23 protein-coding genes and 1 pseudogene are annotated in these 25,505 nt (G+C 61.6%); 14 read left to right on the top strand and 10 right to left on the bottom strand.

Annotated elements, in window-relative coordinates; translation table 11 throughout:
* The first annotated feature begins 270 nt into the window (after window positions 1-270).
* Both AC0L37_RS09735 and ssb read left to right on the top strand, forming a co-directional pair.
* Entirely contained in the window at window positions 271-618 is a 348-nt protein-coding gene (locus AC0L37_RS09735) for a hypothetical protein (RefSeq protein WP_212658185.1), read from the top strand.
* A 286-nt stretch (window positions 619-904) separates the two neighbouring features.
* Window positions 905-1,408 (top strand): single-stranded DNA-binding protein, encoded by a 504-nt coding sequence (gene ssb, locus AC0L37_RS09730; RefSeq protein WP_212658184.1) that lies wholly within the window; start codon window positions 905-907, stop codon window positions 1,406-1,408.
* A 76-nt stretch (window positions 1,409-1,484) separates the two neighbouring features.
* On the opposite strand, the gene AC0L37_RS09725 is transcribed toward ssb, so the two are convergent.
* The 4 genes from AC0L37_RS09725 to AC0L37_RS09710 form a co-directional block, all read right to left on the bottom strand.
* Entirely contained in the window at window positions 1,485-2,810 is a 1,326-nt protein-coding gene (locus AC0L37_RS09725; RefSeq protein WP_282221282.1) for a sensor domain-containing diguanylate cyclase, read from the bottom strand.
* A 112-nt stretch (window positions 2,811-2,922) separates the two neighbouring features.
* Window positions 2,923-3,444: a hypothetical protein gene (locus tag AC0L37_RS09720; protein WP_212658183.1), complete on the bottom strand. Its 522-nt coding sequence runs from the start codon at window positions 3,442-3,444 to the stop codon at window positions 2,923-2,925.
* Window positions 3,445-3,561: 117 nt separating this feature from the next.
* Window positions 3,562-5,949, bottom strand: coding sequence for an efflux RND transporter permease subunit (locus AC0L37_RS09715; protein WP_282221283.1), 2,388 nt, complete (start codon window positions 5,947-5,949; stop codon window positions 3,562-3,564).
* Window positions 5,950-6,094: 145 nt separating this feature from the next.
* Window positions 6,095-6,976: an NAD(P)H-binding protein gene (locus tag AC0L37_RS09710; RefSeq protein WP_282221284.1), complete on the bottom strand. Its 882-nt coding sequence runs from the start codon at window positions 6,974-6,976 to the stop codon at window positions 6,095-6,097.
* A gap of 149 nt (window positions 6,977-7,125) precedes the next feature.
* Here AC0L37_RS09710 and AC0L37_RS09705 point away from each other — a divergent pair, with 149 nt between their 5' ends.
* The 4 genes and pseudogenes from AC0L37_RS09705 to AC0L37_RS09690 all read left to right on the top strand — a co-directional run bounded on the left by AC0L37_RS09705 (window position 7,126) and on the right by AC0L37_RS09690 (window position 12,132).
* Window positions 7,126-7,539, top strand: coding sequence for a winged helix-turn-helix transcriptional regulator (locus AC0L37_RS09705; RefSeq protein WP_269369880.1), 414 nt, complete (start codon window positions 7,126-7,128; stop codon window positions 7,537-7,539).
* 159 nt (window positions 7,540-7,698) lie between these two features.
* Window positions 7,699-8,637, top strand: coding sequence for a FecR domain-containing protein (locus AC0L37_RS09700; RefSeq protein ID WP_282221285.1), 939 nt, complete (start codon window positions 7,699-7,701; stop codon window positions 8,635-8,637).
* 42 nt (window positions 8,638-8,679) lie between these two features.
* A complete protein-coding gene (locus AC0L37_RS09695; RefSeq protein ID WP_282221286.1) occupies window positions 8,680-10,974 on the top strand; it encodes a putative bifunctional diguanylate cyclase/phosphodiesterase in 2,295 nt (764 codons plus the stop codon).
* 89 nt (window positions 10,975-11,063) lie between these two features.
* Window positions 11,064-12,132 (top strand): annotated as a pseudogene (locus AC0L37_RS09690) (serine hydrolase domain-containing protein).
* Here AC0L37_RS09690 and AC0L37_RS09685 read toward each other — a convergent pair.
* The 4 genes from AC0L37_RS09685 to AC0L37_RS09670 all read right to left on the bottom strand — a co-directional run bounded on the left by AC0L37_RS09685 (window position 12,129) and on the right by AC0L37_RS09670 (window position 17,325).
* Complete coding sequence (locus tag AC0L37_RS09685; RefSeq protein ID WP_282221289.1) at window positions 12,129-12,881, bottom strand: hypothetical protein; 753 nt, start codon at window positions 12,879-12,881, stop codon at window positions 12,129-12,131. The pseudogene AC0L37_RS09690 and the gene AC0L37_RS09685 overlap by 4 nt on opposite strands.
* A 52-nt stretch (window positions 12,882-12,933) precedes the next feature.
* Complete coding sequence (locus AC0L37_RS09680) at window positions 12,934-15,216, bottom strand: vWA domain-containing protein (protein ID WP_282221290.1); 2,283 nt, start codon at window positions 15,214-15,216, stop codon at window positions 12,934-12,936.
* Window positions 15,213-16,208 carry a hypothetical protein gene (locus AC0L37_RS09675; RefSeq protein WP_282221291.1) on the bottom strand — a complete coding sequence of 332 codons (996 nt, stop codon included), beginning with the start codon at window positions 16,206-16,208 and terminating at the stop codon, window positions 15,213-15,215. Before AC0L37_RS09675 ends, AC0L37_RS09680 begins: the two co-directional genes overlap by 4 nt.
* A gap of 151 nt (window positions 16,209-16,359) precedes the next feature.
* Window positions 16,360-17,325, bottom strand: a complete 966-nt coding sequence (locus tag AC0L37_RS09670; protein ID WP_212658173.1) for an AraC family transcriptional regulator — start codon at window positions 17,323-17,325, stop codon at window positions 16,360-16,362.
* Window positions 17,326-17,517: 192 nt separating this feature from the next.
* Between AC0L37_RS09670 and gyrA the strand changes: the two genes are divergently transcribed.
* Window positions 17,518-20,343: a DNA gyrase subunit A gene (gyrA, locus tag AC0L37_RS09665; RefSeq protein WP_473312814.1), complete on the top strand. Its 2,826-nt coding sequence runs from the start codon at window positions 17,518-17,520 to the stop codon at window positions 20,341-20,343.
* 51 nt (window positions 20,344-20,394) lie between these two features.
* On the opposite strand, the gene AC0L37_RS09660 is transcribed toward gyrA, so the two are convergent.
* Window positions 20,395-20,859 (bottom strand): DUF805 domain-containing protein, encoded by a 465-nt coding sequence (locus AC0L37_RS09660; RefSeq protein WP_282221292.1) that lies wholly within the window; start codon window positions 20,857-20,859, stop codon window positions 20,395-20,397.
* A 170-nt stretch (window positions 20,860-21,029) separates the two neighbouring features.
* Here AC0L37_RS09660 and AC0L37_RS09655 point away from each other — a divergent pair, with 170 nt between their 5' ends.
* Window positions 21,030-21,755, top strand: a complete 726-nt coding sequence (locus AC0L37_RS09655; protein ID WP_473312813.1) for an MFS transporter — start codon at window positions 21,030-21,032, stop codon at window positions 21,753-21,755.
* Entirely contained in the window at window positions 21,649-22,203 is a 555-nt protein-coding gene (locus tag AC0L37_RS09650; protein WP_473312812.1) for an MFS transporter, read from the top strand. Before AC0L37_RS09655 ends, AC0L37_RS09650 begins: the two co-directional genes overlap by 107 nt.
* A gap of 71 nt (window positions 22,204-22,274) precedes the next feature.
* Here AC0L37_RS09650 and AC0L37_RS09645 read toward each other — a convergent pair whose 3' ends face one another.
* Window positions 22,275-22,655: a pentapeptide repeat-containing protein gene (locus AC0L37_RS09645; protein ID WP_212658170.1), complete on the bottom strand. Its 381-nt coding sequence runs from the start codon at window positions 22,653-22,655 to the stop codon at window positions 22,275-22,277.
* Window positions 22,656-22,773: 118 nt separating this feature from the next.
* Here AC0L37_RS09645 and coaD point away from each other — a divergent pair, with 118 nt between their 5' ends.
* The 5 genes from coaD (at window position 22,774) to AC0L37_RS09620 (ending at window position 25,479) form a co-directional block, all read left to right on the top strand.
* The gene (coaD, locus tag AC0L37_RS09640) at window positions 22,774-23,259 is read left to right on the top strand and encodes a pantetheine-phosphate adenylyltransferase (RefSeq protein ID WP_212659152.1); all 486 of its coding nucleotides are present in this window, start codon (window positions 22,774-22,776) and stop codon (window positions 23,257-23,259) included.
* A complete protein-coding gene (locus AC0L37_RS09635; RefSeq protein WP_212658169.1) occupies window positions 23,256-23,807 on the top strand; it encodes a peptidylprolyl isomerase in 552 nt (183 codons plus the stop codon). Before coaD ends, AC0L37_RS09635 begins: the two co-directional genes overlap by 4 nt.
* A gap of 295 nt (window positions 23,808-24,102) precedes the next feature.
* The gene (locus AC0L37_RS09630; RefSeq protein ID WP_212658168.1) at window positions 24,103-24,582 is read left to right on the top strand and encodes a peptidylprolyl isomerase; all 480 of its coding nucleotides are present in this window, start codon (window positions 24,103-24,105) and stop codon (window positions 24,580-24,582) included.
* A 19-nt stretch (window positions 24,583-24,601) separates the two neighbouring features.
* Complete coding sequence (locus AC0L37_RS09625; protein WP_282221294.1) at window positions 24,602-24,964, top strand: hypothetical protein; 363 nt, start codon at window positions 24,602-24,604, stop codon at window positions 24,962-24,964.
* A gap of 65 nt (window positions 24,965-25,029) precedes the next feature.
* Window positions 25,030-25,479, top strand: coding sequence for a DMT family transporter (locus tag AC0L37_RS09620; protein WP_282221295.1), 450 nt, complete (start codon window positions 25,030-25,032; stop codon window positions 25,477-25,479).
* The last annotated feature ends 26 nt before the right edge of the window (window positions 25,480-25,505 follow it).

Genomic DNA, 25,505 nt, shown 5'->3' with positions numbered 1-25,505 from the left:
AACATAAACGGAACGCAACAGATTCGGTCAAGTTCGACCGTTTTGCATCCGCCCAGTTATGGAACACGCCAATGCGCGCACCGTTCCAAACTGCAACGCGCCAGGTGCCCGATTGGATCGCATTGGTTTGGTGCAATGCTGCTGACAGGATGTGTCAGCAGCAGTCAGCGCGAGCGAGGGCAATCGGTTCCCCTAGGGGCGCCAGCACGTGTTAGGCTGACGTTCGGGCCTGCAATACTGCGGGCCTCTCCCGAGACAGATCGGACTTTTATGCACATCCCCGTATGGACGAAACCTGCGCTTTACGGCGCGGCAGCCGGCGCCATTGCCCTTGCCATTGTCGGCTTTAACTGGGGCGGTTGGGTCACTGGCGGTAGCGCCCAAGAGATGGCATCGACCCAGTCGGCCTCCGACGTCGCGACAGCGCTGACCCCTTATTGCGTGCAGCAGTCGACCTCGGCAGCCAATCGCGTCACCGTTCTGGCCGACCTCAAGGAAGCCTCGACCTATTCGCGCCGCGGCATCATCGAGAAGTCGGGCTGGGCGACACCGCTTGGCGCAGAAGACCCCAATCGCGATCTGGCCAATGCCTGCGCACTGGCGCTCGCCGACGCCTGATCCTGCCCAGTCCAGCGCCTCGAGGCACACAACCTCGGGGCGCTTGACAAATTTGGCGCCCGGAACATAATGTGAACATATGCTGAGCACGACCGGTGCAGCGCCTTTCTTATGTGTTTAAAACACGCTGTTCCCGCGCGCGCCCGGTCAAGTGAAGCGCTATAACCACCTATCTCTGCAGCCCCTGATCAATAAGCCCACGCGCTGGGTGGGTAGGGTCTGCACAACCGTAAGTAAGCGCCCCGCAACCAGGCAGTCCGGGGCTGAATTGAAAAAGGAATGAGCGATGGCAGGCAGTGTCAACAAGGTGATCCTGGTCGGCAATCTCGGCGCGGATCCAGAGGTCCGCAATCTCCCCAGCGGCGGCAAGGTGGTCAATCTGTCCATCGCCACCTCGGAGAACTGGAAAGACAAGAACACTGGCGAGCGCCGTGAGAAGACCGAATGGCACCGCGTGGTGATCTTTTCGGAAGGTCTGGCGCGCGTCGCCGAAAGCTATCTGCGCAAGGGCTCCAAGGTCTATATCGAAGGCCAGTTGCAGACCCGCAAATGGCAGGATCAGTCCGGTCAGGACAAATACTCCACCGAGATCGTGCTGCAGGGCTTCAACTCGACCATGACCCTGCTTGACGGTCGTGGCGATGGCGATAATGCAGGTGGCGGCGATGGCGGCGGTTTCCGCGGCGCCCGCGACAACAATAATGGTGGCGGCGGCGGCGGTGCGCGTCGGCCCCAGGCCAATGCTCCGGCTTTCGAGCCCGGCGGCATGGACGACGATATCCCGTTCTAAGGCGCGAACGCGTCGATACCGGAATGCTCAAAGGGGTTGCGCAAGCAGCCCCTTTTTTGTGGCCTGATAGATGCGGTCAGTGCTTGTGGGTGCGGCTTGTATTGCGTCCGGCAGCCTTGGCGGCATAGAGCGCGGTATCTGCATCATGGAACAGATCGTCGGCCGTGCCGCGACGGTGGCATGCCACCCCGACCGATGCGCTCAGCGCGATGGCGTGACCATTATGCTTATAGGGCTGACCCACGGCCTGCACGATACGATCGCCAAGCGCCGAGATTTCGCTCTCGGTCTGCTTGGGGCCCATCAGTACGGCGAATTCATCCCCGCCAATGCGAGCCAGCAGGCTGGCCTGGTCACAACACGCCGTCAAACGCCTTGCAGCTTCCCGCAGGCATTGATCGCCCAGCGCATGGCCGAAGCTGTCATTGATCTGCTTGAAACCGTCCAGATCCACCAGCAGCAGGCCGCCAATCGGCGCAACCGCCAGATTACCGAGCCGGGTCTGAAACTGACTGCGATTGGCCAGCCCGGTCATCACATCGGTTTCGGCCAGATAGCGGGTCTTGTCCGCCAGCAGCTTTTCCTCGGTAATGTCCTGCTTCATTCCGAAGATACGGACGGCGACGCCATTGCGGGCTTCCACATTGCCGGTCAGGCGCATCCAGCGGCGGGCGCCACTGGCGGTGATGATTTCCGCATCGACCGTGAAATCACTGCAATTGGCGATGGCTTGGGCGCGCGCGGCCTCCATCGTCTGCCGGGATTGGTCCGTATAGTGCCGTAGCGTGACGTCACGGCTCAGCTCGCTGCCGCGTGGCAACTCGAACAGGTCGTAGACGCTGTCCGTCCAGTTCAGCGATTCATCGGCGAGGTCGCAGGACCAGATGCCGATCTTGGCTGTCTGTGAGGCGCGTTCGAACTGGTTCTGTTCAAGCGCGAGTTGAGCCTTGTGCTGCGCGATCTGGCGGGCCAGCCGGTTGATGGTGGCGTCGCTGGTGACCTCGATGGCCAACCCGGCAAGCCGATGCGCCATGGCCTCGCTGCGGGGGCGGGCATCGCTCAGGCTGAGCAGTAGCTTGATTTTGTCGTCGCCCGTTGACAGCACCATGCCGGCATAAAAGCCCAGCGCGGCAGGGCTACCCTGGCTGCGGGCGATATCGACGACGATCAGCGGGCCGTCACTGGCCACGGCGCGCTTCATCCAGGGGCCGAGAAGTCCCGTATCCGGGCTGGCACCACTGGCGGCCAGCAGCCGAAACCCATCGGTCTCAATGCGGGAGAGGGTGACGCTGTCGATATCGAGCAGTGCACATAGCCGCGACAGCACCGCCAACACCGGATCGGTGGCAGTCTTTTCGGTTGTGCGCGGGCGCCGGATAGTCGTGGCGGCAAGGCTGCTCAAATTACGCGACCCAAATACTCGGTTGTCGCGCTTATTCTAGTCGATCGCCGGTTAAGACTTTCTGCAACTGGGATGAGCCGGGCGCATTGCGCCCAGCGCGCCGGCGTCTGGATTATTTGGTGAAGGGAACCTCGGCGCGCAGGCTGTCGCCATTCTCGACATAGATCACATCGAACACCACCTTGATGGCGTCGGACTGCAGATTGATCTGTGCTGAAATGGCCAGTTCCTTGCCATCTTCATCCTCGTCGCGTTCCTGCAGATTGAAGATCAGATTGCTGCCGCGCTTCTGCCCCACAGCGACGCCGCGGAAGGTGGCGTTTGAACTCATCACGGCTTCATAGCGCTTGCTGGCCGCGATATAGGCCATGGTGCCCGCCACGGTCAGCTGGGTGCCCGCCAGGCTGCAACGGCCGCTGTAATTGACCTTGTCCTGATTGCCCTGCTTGAGCGAAAGGCGGCAGACCACCGTTTCGACATTGGCGCCGGTCAGCGTGCCCCGGCCACGCCATTCCCCGATATAGGTTTGCAGCAACGCCACCTCGGCGGGGCCGGCAAAGGCGGGGGCTGCGCCACCCATCACCAGCAGACCCGTCAACGCGGCGCCGCGCGCCAGCCGTCCGAAACACTTCATCGCCTTAGGCCTCCAAGAAAATCATGCCCCCCGGCAGATTTATTGCATGATCGGGATGGCACCCCAGAATCAAGCCGGGGCAATCTAGCCGTGCCCGGCAAACTCTTACAAGCGCGCTCATGGTTCAGGGCGGACCGGATAGGGGCCGCGCCCGGTCAGTGTGTCGCCGGTGGGATCATCGGGTGTGGGATCATGGTCGGCGGTGCGCACGCGGATCCGGCCCAGTGGCGCAAAGAACTTTGCCCCTGCCACCAGAATGGCCGGCAGCATGAACAGATCGCCGATCAGCGCCAGCGCCAGTGACAGCACGAACAGCGTGCCGAACAGCGCCACCTGCGGCAGCTCGGAAAATGCCACGATGATGGTGCCCACGCACAGGATAACCGTGGTCGCCACGATGGCCCCACCGATGCGCTCCATGGTGTTTTTCACCGAGCCGAGATGGTCGCGATGTTCCTCGCGCCGCCCATGCACATAGTGGCTGAGGAAATGGATGGTGTCGTTGACCGCGATGCCAAAGGCGATGGTCAGTGCGATCACCGTGGTCAGCTGCAGCCCCGAGCCACTCAGCCAGAGATAGGCCTCGGTGCCCAGAATCGGGAACATGTTGGGCACGATGGACGCCACGGCCACCCGCATCGAGCCAAAGGCGAAGCCGATCAGGAAGATGTTGATGACCACGCTGATCGACAGCGAGATCTGCAGCGAGCGCACGATGTCGTCGGTGGCAAATGTGGTCAGTACGCGAAAGCCGCCAATCTCGGCGCCGGCAATGCCCGCATCGGCCAGCTTGTCATCGATTCGCGCCACCATCTGTTTGAGCGCATCGCTCTCGATAATGGTCGCCATGAAGCCGGTCACCAGCCCCTGCGTGCCGTCTTCGGTAATGAAGCGCCGCTTCATGAATGGTCCCACCGCGTCGAACACGTCCTCACGGCTGAAGCCGTTATCGGTGTAGTTGGACATGCTGGCGATCGAGATCACCTTGTTCTCGCCCAGCTCGCCCTCGATGATCTCATGCACGGTGCGCAGGGTCTCGAAATCGCGCGTGCTCAGATTGGGATCATTGTCGGCCAGCGGCACCCGCACATAAAGCGGGGCGACGCCACCTACGCCCTGATCGATCTCTTCGGCTGCGCTCATTGCATCGGAGCCGCGCGCCATGAAATCCTGCAGCGAGAACCGTGGCTGGATCAGGAAATAGGGCACAAACAGCAGCCCCACCAGCACCACTGACAGCACGGTAATCGGCCGCCCGAATTTCGTTGCCAGCTTCCAGGCCACAGGCACGGGCGCGTTCAGCGCGAAGCTGGGGGTGCGCGGCAGCCTGAACCCCAGCTGCAACGCCATCTTGAGCAGCAGCGGCATCACCGTCATCAGGCACAGAAACACGATGCAGCAGCCCATCGCCCCGGCAATGGCAAACTCCTGCACACCCTGACCGGGCGAGAAATATAGCGAAACGAACGCCACCAGCGTGGTCAGCGTGGTCAGCGCCGTCGCCGGACCCACCAGCTTGAGCGTGGCATCGACCGCCTTGTGCGGCTCCATGCCGTCGCGCCAATAGGCCAGCCAGTTGAAGATGAAGAACATCGACTCCGCGAACGCCATCACGATTACCAGCGTGGTCACGATGATGGTCAGAAACGAGAACGAGCCGAACATCATGATCACCGAGCCCATCGACCACATCACGGCCACGAAGGGCGTGGCAGCCACCAGCAGCGCGCCCGTCAGCGAACGCAGGGCGAGCAGGGCAATCAGCGCGCCCAGCGCAAAGCCGTAGACGGTGAATTTGATCTGGTCGTCGACAGCCGCATTGAGCATTTCCGAGGTCCAGATCGGCGGCCCGGTCAGCTCGATCTGCAGATCATCGCCCTCATAATAGGACAGCATCTCCCGCAGGCTGGCGAGCATGGCCTTGGTGCCATCACCCTTGGTCATGGCCTGATTCGGGAACATGATCAGCACCATTCCGGTCAGGTCCGGCGTGATCAGATTGCGCATCATCGGATCATTCTGCTGCAGATCGCTGAGCGCGCGGGCCACCTGGGCAAAATCGGTCATGCCCTCGGGCACGGCAGGCACAGAACCGCCCTCGCCACTGGGCTTGCGCAGCGTGAACGGCGACATACTGCCGACGGCGAATTCGTTCAGCTCAAGATCAAAGGCGAGCTCGCGCACTTTTTCCAGCGTCGCGGGGTCGGTCAGGCTGGGCGAATTGACCAGCACATAGATGTCGTTTTCGAAGGTGCCGAAGGTCTCGGACAGGCGCTCATAGGCTTCATAGTAATGGCCCGAATGCGCATAGACCCGCATCAGGTCGCCATCAACATTGGCGCGCGGCAATTGCGTGAAGCACAGAATGGTGAAGGCCAGCGCGATCAGCGCCATGATGCGGGGAAAGCGAAGTGTGGTCAGGCCGACATGTTCAAATCCAAAACCGATCGAACGGTCAAACGCGATCCGCCTCCACAGGCGGTTGACCCAACTTTCCTCACGCACCGAATCTGACTCCCCCAGGCAAGGATTCAACCGTGCGCGATTCCGTGGGGTTTGTCAGCAAAGCGTCAGACCAGGGCAGGGGGCGCGTACAGGGCGCGCCCCCGACAGAGTGGTGACCCCAGCATGGCTGCGGGGCCGAATGGTCCTACAGACCCAGCGCGGCGCGGTTGGCCGCGAGGAACTCGGCAAACGCCTGCGGCTTGTGACCCGCAAAACGCTCAACGGCATCGGTGGTGACACCCTGATGACCCGACCGCGCATCCTTCTGGAAGCCGATCAACATGTCGGCGAGGAATGCAGGCAGACCGGCTGCGACCATGCCCGCCTGCAGGTCGGCGTCTGGCAAGGCGATGCTGGTGACGGGCTTGCCGCTCAGTTTGGCATAGAGCGCAGCGCGTTCAACATTGGTAACGGGTGCGGGACCGGTCACGTCTTGAATGGTGGAGCCTTCAGCGCTCAACAGGGCGCCCGCCGCCGTTGCAGCAGCGTCGGCACGGGCTACATAGGACACGCCGCGATCGCCAATCAGCCCAAACAACTGGCCCGACTGGATCACCTGTGCGGCATCCATGAAATTGTTCTCCGCATACATGTTGTTGCGCAGCACGGTGAATTCGATGCCGCTATTGACCAGTTCGACTTCGGTCCAGAAATGCTCGATCACCGCGCCGCCATCGGCGTTGGGCCGGGGCGCTGGCGCTGATGTATAGACGATGTGCTTGACGCCAGCGGACTTGGCACCGGCAATGGCGGCCTTGTGATGGTCAAGACGACCACCAATTGCATCGGTGCTCACGATCAGCAGCCGATCAACACCGGTCAGCGCAGCAGCAACGGTCTCGGGCTTGCCGAAATCGAGCGCACGCACCTCGGCACCCTTGGCCGCCAGATCGGCCAGCTTGGATGGATCGCGTGTACCGGCGATGACCTTGGTTGCGCCGCGAGCAAGCAGGTTCTCGACGGCAAGGCGACCTAGATTGCCCGAAGCGCCGGTAACCAGAAGGGTCTGGTCTTTAAACTTTGTCATGTCTGTCTCTCCATTTTGAGTGGTTCGCATCTCCTTGCAGCGCATGCCGATGGAGAGTAAGTATCGAACGGAGAGTGCTATCTAGTAGACCTTGAACCAGTTGGTAAGGAGGCACCTTGTTGGAACAACGGCACCGTGAGGTAACCACCATGAACAGCGAACAGGATCAGTTCAGTGCCATTATGGATGGCTGGAACAGCAATGCCGGTCAGCCTGTCGGGAACTGCCCGGTGCGCGGCGTGCTCGACAAGATCAGCGATAAATGGAGCATGCTGTTGGTCATGACGCTGGCCAGCGGGCCCAAGCGCTTCAATCAGTTGCGGCGCGATATCCCTGATATATCTCAGAAAATGCTGACCCAGACACTGCGCGAACTGCAGCGCGACGGCATGGTGTCGCGCAAGGTGTATGACACCAAGCCGCCTGCGGTGGAGTACAGCCTGACACCGCTTGGTCACTCGATCATCGTCCCGTTCGGGCATTTGATCCGATGGGCCAATGACAATCATCCCCACATTGACCAGGCGCGCGCAGTCTTTGATACGCCCTCAGACCCCGGGTGAGTACGACCCCGTCATTGTCAAATCCCCGGTAATTGCGCGGTAATTCCTTTACCATCAGCATCACCAGGCTGCGATTGTGCATTTGTGATCGGGCGCTGTAACGGTTTGGCAAGCGCGCTGGTCGATCCTGCATCTTGAATAAGTTGCGGAGTATGCGTTGTGAGAATCGTTCTGTTTTTGCTGATATTCTTGGCTGCTGCGCCGGTTTTCGCCGATGATTGGCAGGTGAACAGGGTGCGCGGTGAAGTCACCCAGCAGATCGGCGGGACCTGGCGTCAGGTCAGTCGCGGTGAAATCATCCCTACCAATCGATATGTCCGTACGTCCGAGAATGGCCGGGTCGGGCTGATCCGTGGTCGCGAAACTATCGAACTGGAAGCCAATACCCAGATCCGGATCAAGGATGCAGGCGCCGATCTGATGACAACGGTTCTGCAGGATTTCGGTGTTGTCTCCATCGAGGCAGAGCGCCGCAACGTCCAGCATTTTTCAGTACAGACCCCGTTTCTGGCAGCCGTCGTCAAGGGCACGCGCTTCACCGTACGTTCGGACAATAGCGGTGCCACCGTTGAGGTCGATCGCGGCGTGGTCCAGGTGCAGGACACCGTCAACGATCTGGTTGTCGATGTCCGCCCCGGTCAGGATGCAACCGTGACCAAGCAGGCGCCACTGCTAGTGGAAGGCCGCGGGGCCGTGGCTGTTTTCAGTTTTTCCGGTAAGCCGGTCATCAACGGCACAACGATCGAAGCCACGGCTGAAAACGTTGAAGCTGCAGCGCAGGCCAGCAAGAGCAACAATGCTGGCGGCAATGGCAATGGCAACGCGTTCGGCTTGACCAAGGACAACGGTAACAACAGCGCCAACGGCAATTCCAGCAATGCTGGCGGCAATGGCAACGGCAATAGCGGTAACAGCAATGCTGGCGGCAACGGCAACGGCAATAGCGGCAACAGCAATGCCGGCGGCAACGGCAATAGCAATGCCGGCGGTAATGGTAACGGTAACGGCAATAGCGCTGACAGTGACGACGACGATAGCGCCAAGACCAACAATGCGGGCGGCAACGGCAAGGGCAATGCCAATGGCCTCAACAAGTAATGGGCGGCACGTGCTGACGACGGCGCGCTGATGCGGGCCGTCGTGCGGCTCATCAGTGTACTTGTGCTTGTCGGCGCCGTTCTGGCGTCGGCATGGCTGGGTGCGTTCGAGCCGCCGGACCAGGAACTGCAGGGGCAGCGCTTCGCCGGCACGTCACGCGCGCCCAGCGGCGACATGGTGTTTGTTGAAATCGACGCCACCAGCCTGCAGGCGGTGGGTGTCTGGCCCTGGCCACGTACTGTCCATGCAGCGCTGCTTGACCGGCTGATTGAACTGGGCGCGCTCGAAGTTGTTTTCGATATCGACTTCAGCGCCGCCTCCACACCCCAGGCAGACGGCGCATTTGAAGCGGCGCTGACCCGCGCGGGTGGTTATGCCTATCTTGCCGCTTTCCAGCAGACCGGCACCAAAGGCGAAATCGTGCTGAGCCGACCACTGCCACGCTTTGAAGCGCAGGCTCCGGCCGTCCTCGTCAATGTCGATGGTGACGGGACAGCGCTGCTCGAATCTGTGCCCTCGGCAATCCAGTCCATTCCCGCGCTGGCCTATGCTCTGGTGCCGCAGGCCGGTCCAGCCGCGCCGTCGATCACCATCGACTACGGCATCGACCTGAGCGCCGTCCCTAGCGTTTCGGCGATCTCGGTGCTCGAAGGAACGGTCGATCCGGCCATTCTGCGCGACAAGCAGGTCGTGATCGGTGCGAGCGCCATCGAACTGCGCGACTTCTTCCGTGTGCCTCGCTTCGGCGTGCTCTCGGGCGCTGTGGTTCAGATCGCCGCCACCGAAACACTCAAGGCCGACAGGGCGCTGAGCGATCTGGGGTTTGTTCCCGCTGCATTGGCCGGCCTGTTGATCACCGCGCTGGTGATGCTGATGCGCAAACGCTTTACCGTGCCACAGCGGGCGCTGGTGGTCTTGATTGCGAGCCTGGGCCTCGAACTGGCCGCGTGGCAGGCATTGTCTCAGGCCGCCATCGTAATCGACACCATGGTCTTTCACGCCATGGTAAGTGGCACGCTGGCCATATGCTTTCTCGATGAGCGCGCCCGACGCTGGCGCCAGAGCCGTCGGCAACAGGCGCAACTGGCCTATCTGGCCCGCCACGATGAGCCCAGCGGCGCCCTGTCGCGCCACGCCATGCTCGAAGCGCTTGCCGGGACGCCTGACGACGGGCTGAACCGCACCTTGATCGCTGTCAGATTGCTGCGTCTGGATGCCCTCAATGCCAGTCTTGGCAACGAGGTCTATGACATGGTCGCCCGCGAAGTTACCGCGCGTCTGCACGAATTGACCGATACGTTGCCCGCCCGTCTTGATAGCGACATCTTTGCTTTTTCAGTGCGCCACGGCCGCTTTGGTGGCACCATGATCCCCTCGATTGCCATGGTCACCTCGGTGCTCGAAGCGCCCTATGAGATCGCCGGCCACACAATCATGCTCGAAACCGTCTTTGGCAGCGCCAATCAGGCTGACGCTGATGGCGAGGAACTGCTGCAGCAGGCCGAAATAGCCTTGGCGGTGGCCCAGACCGCACAAGCGCGCCTGGTACGCTACGAGCCCGAACACGGCCAGAAGATCCGCGACCGCCGTTTGCTCGATCTCGCGCTGCGGCAGGCCCTGAAGCGCGATGAATTCTACCTGCTGTATCAGCCCCAGATTGATCTCAAGAGCGGCGAGATGGTGGGGCTTGAAGCCTTGCTGCGCTGGCGCCACCCCGAGCTGGGTATTGTCTCGCCAGCCGATTTTATCCCGCTTGCCGAGGAAACCGGCCTGATCGTGCAGATCGGCGAATGGATCCTGCACGAAGCCTGCCGTCAGGTCGCCCAATGGCGCTGGCAGGGGCGTATTTCGATCAACGTCTCGGCAGTGCAGTTCCAGCAGGGCAATCTGGTCGCCGCCGTGCACAATGCTCTGGTGGCCTCGGGCCTGCCGCCACACCGGCTGGATATCGAGATCACCGAATCCATGAACATTGCCAGCGACCCGGCCAATCTCGAAATCCTGCACCAGCTCTCGGACATGGGTGTCAGGATCGCGATGGATGACTTTGGCACGGGTTACTCGTCGCTGAGCTATCTGCACAGCCTGCCCATCCACAAGATCAAGATCGACCAGTCCTTCGTGCGCAATCTGCCCAACGCCCAGAGCGAGGTGATCATCGAGACCACCATCATCATGGCGCAGCGTCTGGGCAAGACGGTGATCGCTGAAGGTGTCGAGACGAAACAGCAGCGCGACTATCTGGCCTCTGTCGGCTGTGACGTCGGCCAGGGCTACCTTTTCGGTCGCCCCAGCTTCGCCATCGAACTGGCCCTGGACCAGACTTCGGCGGCCTAGCCAACTATCACCGAGACGCAGACTTGCCGGAGGCGGTTGCCTGAACGGGTCGTGCTGGCTAGGTTCCGCCAGCAGAAACAGGGGGATTCATGCGCTCGACAGCATTCATCGGCTTTTTTACGCTCGTCTTGGCGGTGCCGGCCGCGGCGCAGAACCTGCCGGTCATTGATGATCTGGTCGCCCCCTATATTGGCAGCGATACCCCCGGCATGACGGTGCTGGTGACCGGGCAGGGCGCTGTGCGGCATTTGGCGGGCTATGGCCATGCCGATCTGGACACAAAGGCTCCCATGACGCCCGACAGCGTGTTTGATCTGGCCTCGGTCTCCAAGCAGTTTACCGGCACGGCGGCGAAGTTGCTGATCGAGGACGATCTGTTCAACCGCGCTACCGAAATCAGCGAATTTCTGCCTGACTTTGCCCATTATGGCGCCGGACAACGGCCCGTGGTGGTGGGCGATCTGATCTATCACGTCAGCGGCCTGCCAGATTATCTCGACGAAACCCTGTTCGACTATCAGGCCGATACCAGCAATGCCCAGATCATCGCCTGGCTGGCACAGGCCGCCCCAGCCCACCCCCGGCACCCAGTTCGACTATTCCAATAGCGGTTACGTCACCCTCGGCAGCCTGGTCGCGGCGGCGGCTGAAATGGAAACGCTGGAGGCGGTGCTGCACGACCGCGTCTGGTCGCCCCTGGGCATGGCTAAGACCCGGCTCGGCGCACCGGTCGATCCGACCGCTGCGGTTACCGGCTATGCCGGCGGCGATGGCGATTTCGAACCCTCGCAATTCATGACCGTGGCCGAGGGGGATGGCAGCGTCTACACCTCGATCGCTGATCTGGCCCGCTATGAGAAGGCGTTGGCCACCGGCTCACTGCTGGGCACGGCAGCAACGGCCGAGCTGTTCGTCGACGGTCAGCTCGATGACGGGACGGCCATCGGCGTGCTGGAGGAAGAAGGCTACGGCTTTGGCTGGAGCGTCATGAGCGGGCAGGGCGATGCCATCGCCTATCACAGCGGGAGCTGGATGGGCACGGCGACTGTCTATCTGCGCAATCTGGACACCGGCACCAGCGTCGTCATTCTCGCCAATGGCGAGGATTTCGATCCGGTTGATCTGGCCTTCGAAATCGCTGAGGCCGTCGACGGCTAATCGCCCACCCGCACCCATTGGTTGTCGCTGGTGACGCGGCAATCTCCGCTCATCCCCATCAACGCGGCCGCTTCGGCAGGCAGCGCGATGGTGACCGTCACATTGTGGTCGATGCGATCCTTGGACGTCACCGTCAGCCGCCACGCCATGCCGCTGCCCTTGCCCGGGCCGCCGGGGATCTGGGCGAAAATATCGCTCATGATATCGGCCTGCCAGCTATCCTCCCCCACTGCGCGCCAGTCGACCGCTGAAATGCCGCTGGCCGCCAGGGTTTTGGTCAGCTCAAGCTGATCGGGATGAAACGGCACGCCGAACGTCAACTGGCGCGGCGTGCTGAGTTCGGCCGGCATATGACCGGGCAGGCCGGGGCCGAACATCGACGCCAAAATTGCCGGGCACCCTTCCGGTCGGGTTTCGCCAAGTCTGGCCTGCCACAGACCCGAACGCGGCTGTACGCCATCAAACAGCGCGATTTCCTCATTGCCCTGGCCGCCACAGGCGCGATCGATCGCCGCGCGCGACTGGTTCGACCAGTACATGCCCTTTTTCTGATCGACCACCAGAATGGTATCCTTGTTGGTCGGCAGGGGCTCCGGGACCGAGCCGACCAGCGCGTCAACCGGCGATTCTGACAGATAGAAATCGGCACCATTGCCGGTGCATTTGGCAATGACCGGGTTGAACTGGGCGACGGCTGTGCTGGCGGATACCAGGCTGATGACGAACGCACCAAGGGCGAGCAGTTTCATGGCGATACTCCAGAGGGGCGCGATGGCGATGGCCCGCGCGCGAGAGGGTGGACTAGTTGGCCGGGATACGGTTGGGCGCCAGCCTGTCGAGCAGGCTTTCGACCTCGTCCGCCGACAGCGCTGCGGCGGCGGCCGGGGCTGCGTGGATCAGGCTGGCCTGCAGCGCACCCATCGCCATGAAGGCCGCCGGATCATTGGGCGCGGCGTCATTGCGAAACAGACAGAGTTCGCCCGCGCCCGTGGTCTGGCAGGGCCCATTGTCCGCGATCCACTGGCGCGGATTGAGATAGAGCGCATTCATATTGCCCCCCGCCTCATAAAACTCGACATAGGGATGCTCAAGCTGCTCTCCGGCAGCCTGTGCGCCGGCGCTTGCGGGCGTCATGTCCGGGCTGGTCGCGACCCAGCCGGCGGGCAGGGTGAAGGACAGACCGCTGGCCGCATCCGTGTGTGGACAGTTCTGATCCCCCAGGCAGCTATAGGCATAGTCGGCCCACGGCGTGCCATCTGCCCCATCGTCGGGCCCATGGCCGTCGGCCATGTCGGGCGTGGTTGTGGGCGACAGGGTCTCGTCGGGCAGAATGGTGAAGCGGTTATCGCCGTCGGCGCTGATCGTCACCGCGCCGGTGAACACCACGTCAGTTGCATCGCCGCGTACCGAATAGACCCCGGGCTCGAAATTGCCCGAGACGGGACCCGTCGCGAACTCATTCATGGCCCAGGCGTCCATGCTCACTGCCTGACCTTCAAGGGGCACCGCCGACCATTGTACCGGTGTCCCGGCGAAGTCGGCAGGCACGTCAAAGGTGGCCGCCACCAACAGGCTGGTCGGTACGTCCGGAGCATCTGGATCAACGCTTAGCTCGATCTGATGCAGTACTTTGCGCCCACCTGCGCCTTCGGAAATATAGCGGATCCAGTACGCCCCGGCGTCAGATGGCGCCGAAAGTTCGCGCGGGCCGGGGCCTTCGCCGCCGATATAGGCATATTTGAGTTCGCCATAGGTCTCGATGTAGCCGGCGGGGACAATGTCGATATAGTCCTGACTGCTGCCCGGTCCTGCCCAGGCGACCGAAAACCCGGTATCGGGTCGCACTGCAGCGGGTGCCCGCAGGTCGATCGTGCCTTCAACAACGCTCAATGGCACCGACACCCCGATCCGCCGCTCGCCCGTTCCCTCCACAATATATAGAACGCTATAAGTGCCCGGTTCGTTGGGTGTCACCATCTCGAGCGGGTTGGTGTCGCCGGTATAGGCGTAGGTGATATCGGCTGCTTCGGTGCTGGCTTCCGTCCGGATCGCAAGGTAGTCGAGCGGTCCATTGGGACCTTTCCAATCTACGGCAATCACCGATCCTGCCTGAATGGGGCCCGGGGGCAGGCTGATGGCAAACTCGGAATCTGTCACCGTCAGGGGCGCCGTTGCAATCACCTCGCGGCCGTTCGGGCCCTGCCAGATGTAGCGGATGAGATAATCTCCCTGATCAGCAGGTACGATCAGCTTGGCCGGTGACCCATCCTTTGTGTAAGCGTAGTTGCGACTGCCGCTGGTGGCGGCCGTCTCGGTCGCAGGGACGATTTCCAGATAGTCCTCCACGGAATCCGGCCCGGTCCAGTCGACATTGATTTCAGTGGTGATTGCCGCTGCCTCGGGGCCGTCAAGGCTTGCCTTCGGCGTCGGGACTGGGGCCTGTTTGGCGGCGGGGCCGTCGGACAGCACGGTCTGGCTCAGCGCATCAATCAGGGCATCGGCATTGCGAGCCTCAAAGTAGCGTCCGCCTGTGTTCTCGGCCAGACAGGCAACTTGGGCGCCTTCTTCCTGCGAGAGCCCAAAGCCGATGACATGGGTGGTAAAGTCCAGACCATTGGCTTCGAGCTCCATCCCCAGGGCGCATGGATCCGCCTGACAGGTCTCGATGCCGTCCGTGACCAGCACAACGGTGGCCGCCTCTTCGCCGTAGCGCAGGGATTCGGCCGCAACCAGAACGGCCTGTGACAGAGGCGTCTTGCCCAGGAAGCGCATGCCATTGACCTTGTCCGTGATCAGTCCGCCGGTACCCGCTGCTGGTTCAACGACCAGTTCGATGTCGCCGCAATCGCCTTTGCGTCGATGCCCGTACGCCAATAGACCGATCTCCTGCTCGGCAGGGATCTGAGCCAATACCTTGCCCACGGTCTCGCGGGCGATTTCAAGCTTTGGTCGGCCGTCGATCTGTCCCCACATCGAGCCCGAGCCATCCATGACAATGACCGTGCGGGGGCTCTCCTGTGCCTGGGGAGCTTGTGCGCACAGGCCCATCGCTGCCGCGAGCAATACTGCAAATACTCTTTTCATGGTCGCACTCCCTGAGCGCCAGAGATGGTCTGTGCAGGCGACGTGCCGCCAACCCAGCTTTGGGCCTTCTCGCCAATGGATTTGAATTTCCGGGACAGCTCGTTGAGCCGGTCACGCCAGGTAGGATCAGGCGTCTGGCCATCGGTAACCGTGAAGAAGGCCTGCAGCATGCAGCAGATCGCCAGCGGCTCGATTAGGGCGGCCTTGACGGCCCAGGCGAACAGCAGCGCAAACACCAAGCCACCCGCGCTCCAGCTGCCGGGGATCAGATAGACAACCAGCGCCGCGGGCGCCAGCATCACCAGAAACACCAGGAATGAGAGCACATAGACCACCACCGCGATAAACGCCGCGTTCTTGATCATCTGCCGGTGGTTCTGCCCGTACAGCACCAGCGCCTCTTCTGCTGCCGCCCATGGATTGTCCGCGCGGGTGCGCATGGCATGGGCCAGGATCACCTCATCAACAAAGCCCACAGCAACCTTGAGGAAGGCGCGGAACATACTTACCAGCGGCTGCAGACCAGGTATGGGCAGGAAGTTGGCGATGCCTTGCATCAAGCCTGTGACAGCCGCAATCACGCCTTTGATCAGTTGATCCAGGCCAAACAGGACACTCGATTGCACGAAACGCTCGCGTACGACATCGGCCCCATAGGCGATTTGCCCCTGACCCTCGGGTAGCGCGCGGCCGTCGATCAGTTCCACCAGAACGGCAATGTGACCCGCCTTGACCACATACAGAATGTACTCACGGGCCAGATAAACCGCACCAGCCGTGGCGCCAAACCCGATGATGCCGCCCCAGAACGACGAGGAGATCTGGAAATCCTGATCTCCAAAGGCACCGATCCCGTAGCCGATGCCGGCGCCCGTACCGGTGATCAGGACATAGGCGACCGCAATGCCGAAATAGACCGCCATGCGGAACAGCACATAGGGCGCGGTACGCGCCATCAGGCCAATGGACTTGGAAATACTGAAATCCCACATCGGGTTACATCTCGCTTCTGTTGCACCGGCCCACGCGCAAGCGCGGCGAACCGATCCGACAATAGGGATGCGCAATCCATTATGCTTGGGGTGAACGGCACACCATGCAGGGTGGGCGGCACTAGCTCTGCGTCCAGCGAGCCAAAGCTGCCTAGACGGCGGTGCGGGCCCGCAGTTCAGAGGGCGTGTGGCCGAAATTGCGTTTGAACTGGGCGTTGAACCAGCTCAGATCGCCAAAACCCACATCAAGCGCAATTTGGCTGATGCTCTGACCCACATGGCGGGGATCACTCAACCGGCGATAGGCAGCCAGCAGGCGGCGCTTGCAGACATGATCCTGGAAGCTGGTGTCCTGGCTGGCAAACAGGCTGCGCAGATAGCGCTCGGAAATTCCGTGACGTCCCGCGATCCAGCCCGGAGACAGCCGGGGAGAGCTGAGATTGTCTTCTATATCGCTCTTGATAAGCGTTAATCGGGCAGCCTTGACGCCCCCATGATGTCCCTCAACGCCGTGAGCGGTCTCGCCCTCAAGGGCCATCAGGGCCAGATCGTGCACATGGCTGGCGCAGATCAACGCCTGGTCGGGCGGCAACTCGCCCAGTTCCTCGTGCAACATCCGCGCATAGCGGGCGAAAAGGCGCCATTGCGGTGTCAAGGCAGCCCCGTTGCGCATCAGCGCATTGAGCCCCTTGGTGGCCGGTGCCAGCACGCCGCGCGGTATCGATACATAAAAGACGTCCGTCCGGTCCCCATGAAAGCTCACCTCGCCGGGGACTTCGTTGGGATCGACATAAATCATGCCGGGAGCACATTCGATCGACTGCCCGCCGACCTGTTGCATGGTGAACCCGCCCTGCAGCGGCAGGTGCACCATCACATTGTCCTGCGCGTCCGCCGCCAGTTGCACGGTGCGGTTGGCATTGCACGATGAATGCGCCCCATGTCCCGTAACCAGGGTAGGCAGCACCCCAATACTGGTTTCTGACTGAAATCCGGCCGGATCAGCTGGTGTAAAGTCGAGCCGACAAATGGCGGCTACAGCTTCCTTGAAGGCATCAACGCGCACGGCAGGATCAAAATCGCCGGCTCTCAGGCTAACGGTCTGAACAGGGCGCATGCTTCTCCCTCGCAAGCGGTGTGTACTGATATTGTTAGCCTGCAACGTCGCGTAATCAAAGCGTGTCGCGTCATTGCTGACGTGCCCGGAAACCGCGCAAAAGGTGTCCACAGCTTCCCTGTGACCTAAATTAGCATTTGCGCCCGGAATCGCCTATCAATCGGGGAACAAAACCAACATAGAATCACCCCAGTGACCGATACGACAGACAACGGAACTGGCGCGCTGCCGCCCTCCGATATTTCGATGATCTCCATCACTGACGAGATGCGGAAGTCTTATCTCGATTACGCCATGAGCGTGATCGTGAGCCGCGCTCTCCCAGATGTGCGCGATGGGCTCAAGCCTGTGCATCGCCGCATCCTGTTTTCGATGAGCGAGAACGGCTACGAGTACAACAAGCCGTACCGTAAATCGGCGCGTGTCGTGGGCGACGTGATTGGTAAGTACCATCCCCATGGCGACACGGCGGTCTACATGGCCCTGGTGCGCATGGCGCAGAACTTCTCCATGGGCGAAATGCTGGTCGAAGGGCAGGGCAATTTCGGTTCTGTCGACGGCGATATGCCCGCTGCCATGCGTTACACCGAAGTGCGCATGCAAAAGATCACCAATTCCCTGCTCGATGACCTCGACAAGGACACGGTCGATTTCCGCGACAACTATGATGGCTCCGAGCATGAGCCCACGGTTCTGCCAGCGCGCTATCCCAACATGCTGGTCAATGGCGGCGGCGGTATCGCGGTGGGTATGGCCACCAATATCCCGACCCATAATCTGGGCGAGACAATCGACGCCGCACTGCTGCTGCTCGACAATGAATCGGTGACTTTCGACGAATTGCTCGAAGTCATGCCCGGTCCTGATTTCCCCACCGCGGGTATCATCCTGGGCCGTGCCGGCATCCGCTCGGCTTACGAGACTGGTCGTGGCTCGGTCATGATGCGCGGCCGCGTCGCCATCGAAGAGGTTCGCAAGGAGCGCGAAGCGCTCATCATCACCGAGATTCCCTATCAGGTGAACAAGGCCTCGATGGTCGAAAAGATTGCCGAACTGGTGCGCGACAAGCGTATCGAAGGCATTGCCGATATGCGCGACGAGTCCGATCGCAACGGCATGCGCGTGGTGGTAGAGATCAAGCGAGACGCGCTGCCCGAAGTGGTGCTCAATCAGCTCTATCGCTTCACGCCGCTGCAATCCTCTTTTGGCTGCAACTTTGTGGCGCTCAATGGTGGCAAGCCACAGCTGATGAACCTGCGCGAAATGCTGCAGGCCTTCATCGACTTCCGTCATCAGGTGGTTACCCGTCGCGCCCGCTTCCTGCTCAACAAAGCCCGCGATCGCGCCCACATTCTGGTGGGCCTCGCTGTTGCCGTGGCCAATATCGATGAAGTCATCGCCCTGATCCGCACCGCGCCCGATCCGGCGACCGCGCGTGAGCAGTTGATGACCCGCCGCTGGCCCGCACAGGATGTGGCGCCGCTGATCGCGCTGATCGATGATCCCCGCCACCGCATCAATGATGACGGCACCTTCAATCTGTCCGAAGAACAGGCCCGCGCCATTCTCGAACTGCGTCTGGCCCGTTTGACGGCGCTGGGCCGTGACGAAATCGGCGAAGAGCTCAACGGCCTAGGTGGGCAGATCGAGGACTATCTCGATATTCTGCGCAGCCGTGAGCGCGTGGTCGAGATCATTCGCAACGAACTGCTCGAGATCAAGGAACAGTTCGCGACCCCACGCCGAACGGAAATCTCCGAGGCGCTGGGCGACTTTGACGACGAAGATCTGATTGCCCGCGAAGACATGGTCGTGACCGTGTCTCATGAGGGTTACATCAAGCGCGTGCCACTCTCAACCTACCGGGCCCAGGCCCGCGGCGGCAAGGGGCGCTCGGGCATGGCCACGCGCGACGAGGATTTCGTCGCCCGCCTGTTCGTGGCCAATACCCATACGCCCGTGCTGTTCTTCACCAGCCGCGGCATTGCCTACAAGCTCAAGGTCTGGCGCCTGCCATTGGCGCAGGCCAATGCCAAGGGCAAGGCGTTGATCAACATCCTGCCGCTTGAGCAGGGTGAACGGCTGACCACCATCATGCCATTGCCCGAGGACGAGACCAGCTGGGCAAATCTGGACATCATGTTCGCCACCACGCGCGGCACGGTCCGCCGCAACTCGCTGGCCGACTTCATTGAAGTACGCCAGAACGGCAAGATCGCCATGAAGCTCGATGAGGGCGACCAGATCGTCGGCGTCGAGACGGCAACGATCAATGATGACGTGCTGCTGACTACCGCCATGGGCCAGGCGATCCGCTTCCGCACCGATGATGTGCGCCTGTTCAAGGGGCGCGATTCCATGGGTGTTCGCGGCATCAATCTGGCCAAGGATGACGTCGTTATCTCGATGGCGGTTATCAACCACTCCGACGCGACCGCCGAAGAGCGGGCCGCCTATCTCAAGATGAGCCGTGCGGTGCGCGGTGAAGAACAGGCCGAAGATGCCGGTTCGGACGAGGCGGATGTGGTTGCCGGCGATCTGCCGCAGGAACGCTACGCCCAGATGAGCGCTATTGAGCAGTTCATCCTGACCATTTCCGAGAACGGCTATGGCAAGCGCACCTCGAGCCACGAATACCGGATCACCGGCCGCGGCGGTAAGGGCATTGTGGCCATGGCGGTCAACAAGCGGAACGGCAATCTGGTGTCCAGCTTCCCCGTGGAAGACGAAGACCAGATCATGCTGATCAGCGATGGCGGCCAGACCATTCGTCTGCCCGTCGGCGGTGACAAGCCGATCCGCATCGTCAGCCGTGGCAGCCAGGGCGTGATCGTGTTCGATACGGCCGCTGATGAAAAGGTGATGTCGGTCGAGCATATCCGCGAGCCCGAAGCGGTCGAGGAAGACGAGGGCGACGAGGGCGCCCAGGCTATCGAGGGGACTGAAGGCACCACGCCGCCTGAGACACCCGATGCGCCCGAGGCACCAGACGCCCCTGAGACACCGACCGAAGACTGATCGCGGCGATCATTGAATATGTGAAGGGGCGCTGCGGCGCCCCTTGTCATGTCAGATGAAGCGGCCTTCGTTCAGGTCCGGACCACCATTGGAGAGCCGACCGCTATTGCCCATCCGCACGCCGGCTGGAATGGTCGAGCGGGCGCGCTGCCGGGGCCGGGCAGCGTTGTTCTCGGCATAATCCTGCTGGCCATCAGAGGGCTGGAAGGCCCAGTACAGCAGCACCAGCGAGCCCAGCGGCACAAAGCTGAGCAGAAACCACGCGCCCGATTTGCCGATATCGTGCAGGCGCCTCACCTGGACCGTGACGGCGGGCACGATATGGATCAGCACCATGAACAACGTGTAGGGCATCTGCGTCAGGCTGCGGCCAAAGCCGCCGTGCATCTTGTAGTCGATGGCGATGCCGGCACAGACCAGCAGCAGCTGAAACAGGAAGAACAGAAAATACTGTGCGCGGCTACTGCGGCCCCAGAACTCGAAATAGCGCAGCATTCCGTCCAGATATGAGCCCATCCGCGTCCCCCGATGGCTGTCCACTGGCGCTGCTTTTAGGCCCTGTGCATGTGTAATGCGTACCCAAACCCGCTAAAATGCCACCCATCTCCGTAACCGCGTTGCCTTGCCAAATCACGCACCCAATGGCTTGTTCGCAGCAGGGGGAATTCCAATGCAAAGTACTGAGTGTGCCTGAGAAACCGTCGAGTGCCGGTTACCGGTCGCTGTTGCGCCTGAAAATGCCGCGGCGCCTGGCGCTGGCCTGCGTGCCCGCCGATTTCTCCGACTGGCTGGACTATGCCGCCGTAGTGGCGCTGCTGGTTTATGGCTGGGGGCAGGGGCCCGTCATGCTGGCCGTGTTTGCCCTGGCCCTGAGCCTGCCCTATGTCATTGTCGGGCCCTTGCTGGCGGTGCTGGTCGACCGTGCGCCCCTGCGCGGCGTGCTGTTTGCCACCAATCTGGGGCGCGCGCTGGCCACCTTCGCCTTCGCGTTTACCGGCGACACCTGGGTGCTGCTGGGGCTGGTGTTTGTGCGGGGCTGCATCGACAGCGCCTTTACGCCGGCCCGTCAGGCCACCATCCAGGCGACCACGCCCACCGAGTTGCTGGGCCATGCCCAGGGTCTGCATCAGGCCATCAACCAGACCTCCAAGATTGCCGGCCCGGCCATTGGCGGCGTCTTGCTGGCTTTCTGGCCAGCACAGAGCGTGTTCCTGTTCAACGGCGCGCTATCGTTGTTTGCGGCGATCATCATTCTGGGCGTGTCCGTACCCGAGCGCGTAGCCACAAGCAGCACAACCCAAACATTTGCCATGCGATCCATGGCCGGATTCTGCCGAATTCAGACGCAGCCGTCGCCTGCGCATTGCGCTGATCTTCTCGGCCAGCGCCTACTTCTCGTTCTTTCTCTATGACGCGCTGATCGCACTGCTGGCCGAGGGTTTTGGCTTTGACGCGACGGCCTTTGGCCTGTCGATCTCCGCCTCGGGTCTGGGCGGACTGCTCGGCGCCTTGCTGGCAGGTCGCATTGCAGGCAACCACCCCATGCGTTCGATGGCATTGGCGGCGGTGACCTCCGGGCTGGCGACGGGCATAATCGCCATCACCGCCATGCTCAGCTTGGCCATCCAACTGCCCGCTTTCCTGCTGGCGCTGGGCTTCATGGGCGGCGCAACAGCGTTCATGCTGGTGCCCTATCGCACTATTGTTCAGGCCGAAGCGCCGCCTGACCGCATCGCCCGTGTCTTTGCCAGCGGGGAGGCGGTGATTGTCACCACCATGCTGTCAGCCCCGCTGATCGGCAGTGCCATCGCCACACGCTGGGGCACGCCTTCGGCTTTTTTACCGGCGGTGTCTTGTTGATCCTGTTGGGAGGCGCAACGTTGCTTGCCAATCGTCGGCCTGCGCAGAGTTGATGCGTCCAGCCTGACCTCTCAGGACTGCACTGCCTCATAGGCGGCGAAAAGATCACTCACCAGCACGCCGTTGATCCGCATCTCGGTGAGGTTGGCTGCCTCGATGCTGGCGCCGGTAAGATTGGCGTCGCTGATGGTCACCCCGGACAAATTGGCATCGGTAACGCTGCAGCCGGAGAGATTGACATTGGTCAGGCTCGCGCCCCCCATATTGACGTCATCAAACCGCGCGCCGCTCAGATTGGTGTCGACAAAACTGGTGCCGCTCATCACTGCATAGAAGGTCGCGCCCGCCAGATCGACGCCATCAAAATGGCATCCGGCCATATTGGCACGCTCATAGCGTTTGCCTTGCAGTTGCGGGCCGTCAAACGGGTCTGAACCGGTCTCGTTGCTCATTGCTGGCTCCAGCCAAAAGGGGGCTGCAGGCATAATGCCACGCCATGACCCGCCTTGCCATGACTCTTCCTGCATGACAAAACCGCTGTAACAACAAGGGGGAGCGGGCGTGAGCAGACTGGTAGGATTCTATCCGGGGTCATTTGACCCGCTGACCAATGGCCATCTCGATGTCATCGAGCGTGCCTGCAAGCTGGTTGACACGCTGGTGGTCGCCGTCGGAATTAATCCGGGCAAGAAAAATCCGCTCTTTGTGCATGAGGATCGTCTGCAGATTCTCGATCAGGTGCTGGGGCCGGTTGGCAAGCGCACCGATACCGAATTCAAGATCGTCGATTTCAGCGGCCTGATGGTCAACGCGGCGCGTGAACACGGTGCCAAGCTGATCATTCGCGGCCTGCGCGATACCACCGACTATAATTATGAAATGCAGATGGTGGGCATGAATGCGCAGATGGCGCCCGACCTGCAGACCGTCTTCCTGCCTTCAAGTCCCCCCGTTCGGCATATCTCGGCCACATTGGTGCGTCAGATCGCTGAGATGGGCGGCGATATTTCCGCCTTCGTCCCGCAAATCGTTCTCAAGGCCTTGAACTCGAAATGACCGCAATCACCCGTCGCCTGTTTGGTGCCCTCGTAATCGGTGCCTCCGCCCTGGCTGCTGCTCCGGCTTTCGCCCAGTCCGGCACTCCCCACATGATCCTGACGCTCGAAGACGGCACCGTCGATATCGAGCTGATGCCCGAGATCGCGCCAAACCACGTCGAGCGCATCGTTACCCTGACCGAACAGGGGTTTTATGATGGCATCGTGTTTCACCGCGTGATCGATGGCTTCATGGCCCAGACCGGCGATCCAACCGGCACCGGCATGGGCGGCTCGGAACTGCCTGACGTCGATGCTGAGTTCAATGCTGAAAGCTTCCAGCCCGGCGCTGTCGGCGCGGCCCGCTCGCAGGATCCCAACTCGTTCAATTCGCAGTTCTTCATCGTGACTGCTGATGCCAGCTTCCTTGATGGCCAGTACACCGTGTTCGGCAAGGTCGTCAGCGGCATGGACGCCGTCAACGCCCTCGAAAAGGGTCCGCAGTCACAGAACGGTCAGGTCGAAAACCCCGACAAGATCGTTTCTGCAAAGATCGAATACAAGTAGCTTCTAGAGTAGCACCGCCTCGTCAGCGCTGCTGGCTCCACCCCGCCTGGCCTCCCCCATCAAGGGGGCGGTGCCATGTGGTAGGTAGACCTCGACAGTGCCCCACGCTCGATCGGCACCTCCCCCTTGGTGGGGGAGGCCGGGAGGGGGTGACTTCGGTGGGCATCCCCGCTGCGTCGACTGCCGCTGCCTCTGGTGGCGGCCAGCACGGCGTTTCTTGAGCGCGCAGTGGTTGCACATGCGCCGCTTTGGCCTTACATCCGGCCCACAAATTCCAACTGAAAGTTGCACACCAATGGCTGAATACGCGGACCCCGAAAACACCCTCGTCATCGAAACCACTCAGGGCGAAGTCGTTATCGCCATGCGTCCAGACCTGGCGCCAAACCATGTCGAGCACATCAAGAAGCTGGTGCGTGAAGGCTTCTACGATGGCATCGTGTTTCACCGCGTCATCGAAGGCTTCATGGCCCAGACCGGTTGCCCGCAGGGCCGTGGTACCGGCAGCTCGAAATACCCGGATCTGAAGCAGGAATTCAACGCCGAGCCGCATGTTCGTGGCACTGCCTCGATGGCCCGTGCCCAGAGCCCGGACAGCGCCAACTCGCAGTTCTTCATCTGCTTCGGCGACACCCCGTTCCTGAACAAGCAGTACACTGTCTGGGGCCAGGTCATTGAAGGCATGGACAATGTCGACAAGATCAAGCGCGGCGAGCCCGTCATCAACCCGGACAAGATGGTCTCGGTTAAGGTGGCAGCCGATATTGCTGCCTAAGGCGACATGGCTGGCCCTTGTGGCCAGCCTCACCCTGGCCGCCCCCGTGGCGGCCAGCGGCGGCATCTGGTGCGAGGGCGATAACGCCTTTGCCGAAATCGGCACCGGACGCTTGCCAGTGCTGCACATTATCGGCGCCCATGCCGAAGCGGGCGAGGTGGCCTATTCCACCGGTCCCGAGCGGGGCGGGGGCAAGCCCTTTGCGGTCGGACAGGCCTTTGGCGACGACACCGGCATCATGATAGATTTTGTCGATCCCAGTTTTCAGGACATCGTGGTCAGTATCCGCCTGCGTTACGAGGGCGACGATGCCGATTGGCCCCTTATGGGCACCATGGTGCTGGACAGCACCAGCCATGCCATACGGTGCGGCGCGGACTGATCTGCGCCCTCGCTTCGGATCGCATCTACCCCAGCTGAGCTGTGAAGAAGGACGTTCGCTTGCGTATGGACACCATTCTGTGGGCGCTTTTGGGCGTCGTTGCGGGGGCATGCATCGCCACCCAAGCACCGATCAACGCACAACTCGGTCGCAATCTTGGCGTCCCGATCGCCGCTGCAGGTGTTTCCTTCGTGGCGGGCGCCGTGCTGCTGTGGACGCTGGCGCTGATCTATAGCCGCAGTAGCGGCATTGCCATCAACTTCGCCGCACCGGCACCGTGGACATTCGTGGCCGGTGGCGTGCTCGGCGCCATCTATGTGTTCTCAAACATCATGCTGACCCCGATGATCGGCGCAGCCGCTGTCATGGCGCTTTCGGTGGCCGGGCAATTGATCGGCGGTTTGGCGCTGGATCGCATCGGTTTCATGGGCATGGCGGTGCGCGAGCTGACACTGGGGCGGGTAACCGGCGCGATATTGCTGCTGGTGGGCGCCATGATGATCCGCCTGCTCTAAGCACAGGTTTGAGTTTCGGCCGCCAA

The organism is Devosia sp. J2-20, assembly GCF_055808475.1.
This window is presented reverse-complemented; position numbering and strand designations above follow the sequence as displayed.

Bases quoted from the DNA above. Each gene is read 5' to 3' on its own strand.
- AC0L37_RS09710 (WP_282221284.1), bottom strand. From the start codon at position 6,976: ATGACAAAGTTTAAAGACCAGACCCTTCTGGTTACCGGCGCTTCGGGC.
- AC0L37_RS09685 (WP_282221289.1), bottom strand. From the start codon at position 12,881: ATGAAACTGCTCGCCCTTGGTGCGTTCGTCATCAGCCTGGTATCCGCC.
- AC0L37_RS09645 (WP_212658170.1), bottom strand. From the start codon at position 22,655: ATGAGCAACGAGACCGGTTCAGACCCGTTTGACGGCCCGCAACTGCAA.
- ssb (WP_212658184.1), top strand. From the start codon at position 905: ATGGCAGGCAGTGTCAACAAGGTGATCCTGGTCGGCAATCTCGGCGCG.
- AC0L37_RS09670 (WP_212658173.1), bottom strand. From the start codon at position 17,325: ATGCGCCCTGTTCAGACCGTTAGCCTGAGAGCCGGCGATTTTGATCCT.
- AC0L37_RS09630 (WP_212658168.1), top strand. From the start codon at position 24,103: ATGGCTGAATACGCGGACCCCGAAAACACCCTCGTCATCGAAACCACT.
- AC0L37_RS09735 (WP_212658185.1), top strand. From the start codon at position 271: ATGCACATCCCCGTATGGACGAAACCTGCGCTTTACGGCGCGGCAGCC.
- AC0L37_RS09705 (WP_269369880.1), top strand. From the start codon at position 7,126: ATGAACAGCGAACAGGATCAGTTCAGTGCCATTATGGATGGCTGGAAC.
- AC0L37_RS09720 (WP_212658183.1), bottom strand. From the start codon at position 3,444: ATGAAGTGTTTCGGACGGCTGGCGCGCGGCGCCGCGTTGACGGGTCTG.
- AC0L37_RS09620 (WP_282221295.1), top strand. From the start codon at position 25,030: ATGGACACCATTCTGTGGGCGCTTTTGGGCGTCGTTGCGGGGGCATGC.
- AC0L37_RS09660 (WP_282221292.1), bottom strand. From the start codon at position 20,859: ATGGGCTCATATCTGGACGGAATGCTGCGCTATTTCGAGTTCTGGGGC.
- AC0L37_RS09635 (WP_212658169.1), top strand. From the start codon at position 23,256: ATGACCGCAATCACCCGTCGCCTGTTTGGTGCCCTCGTAATCGGTGCC.
- AC0L37_RS09680 (WP_282221290.1), bottom strand. From the start codon at position 15,216: ATGAAAAGAGTATTTGCAGTATTGCTCGCGGCAGCGATGGGCCTGTGC.
- AC0L37_RS09675 (WP_282221291.1), bottom strand. From the start codon at position 16,208: ATGTGGGATTTCAGTATTTCCAAGTCCATTGGCCTGATGGCGCGTACC.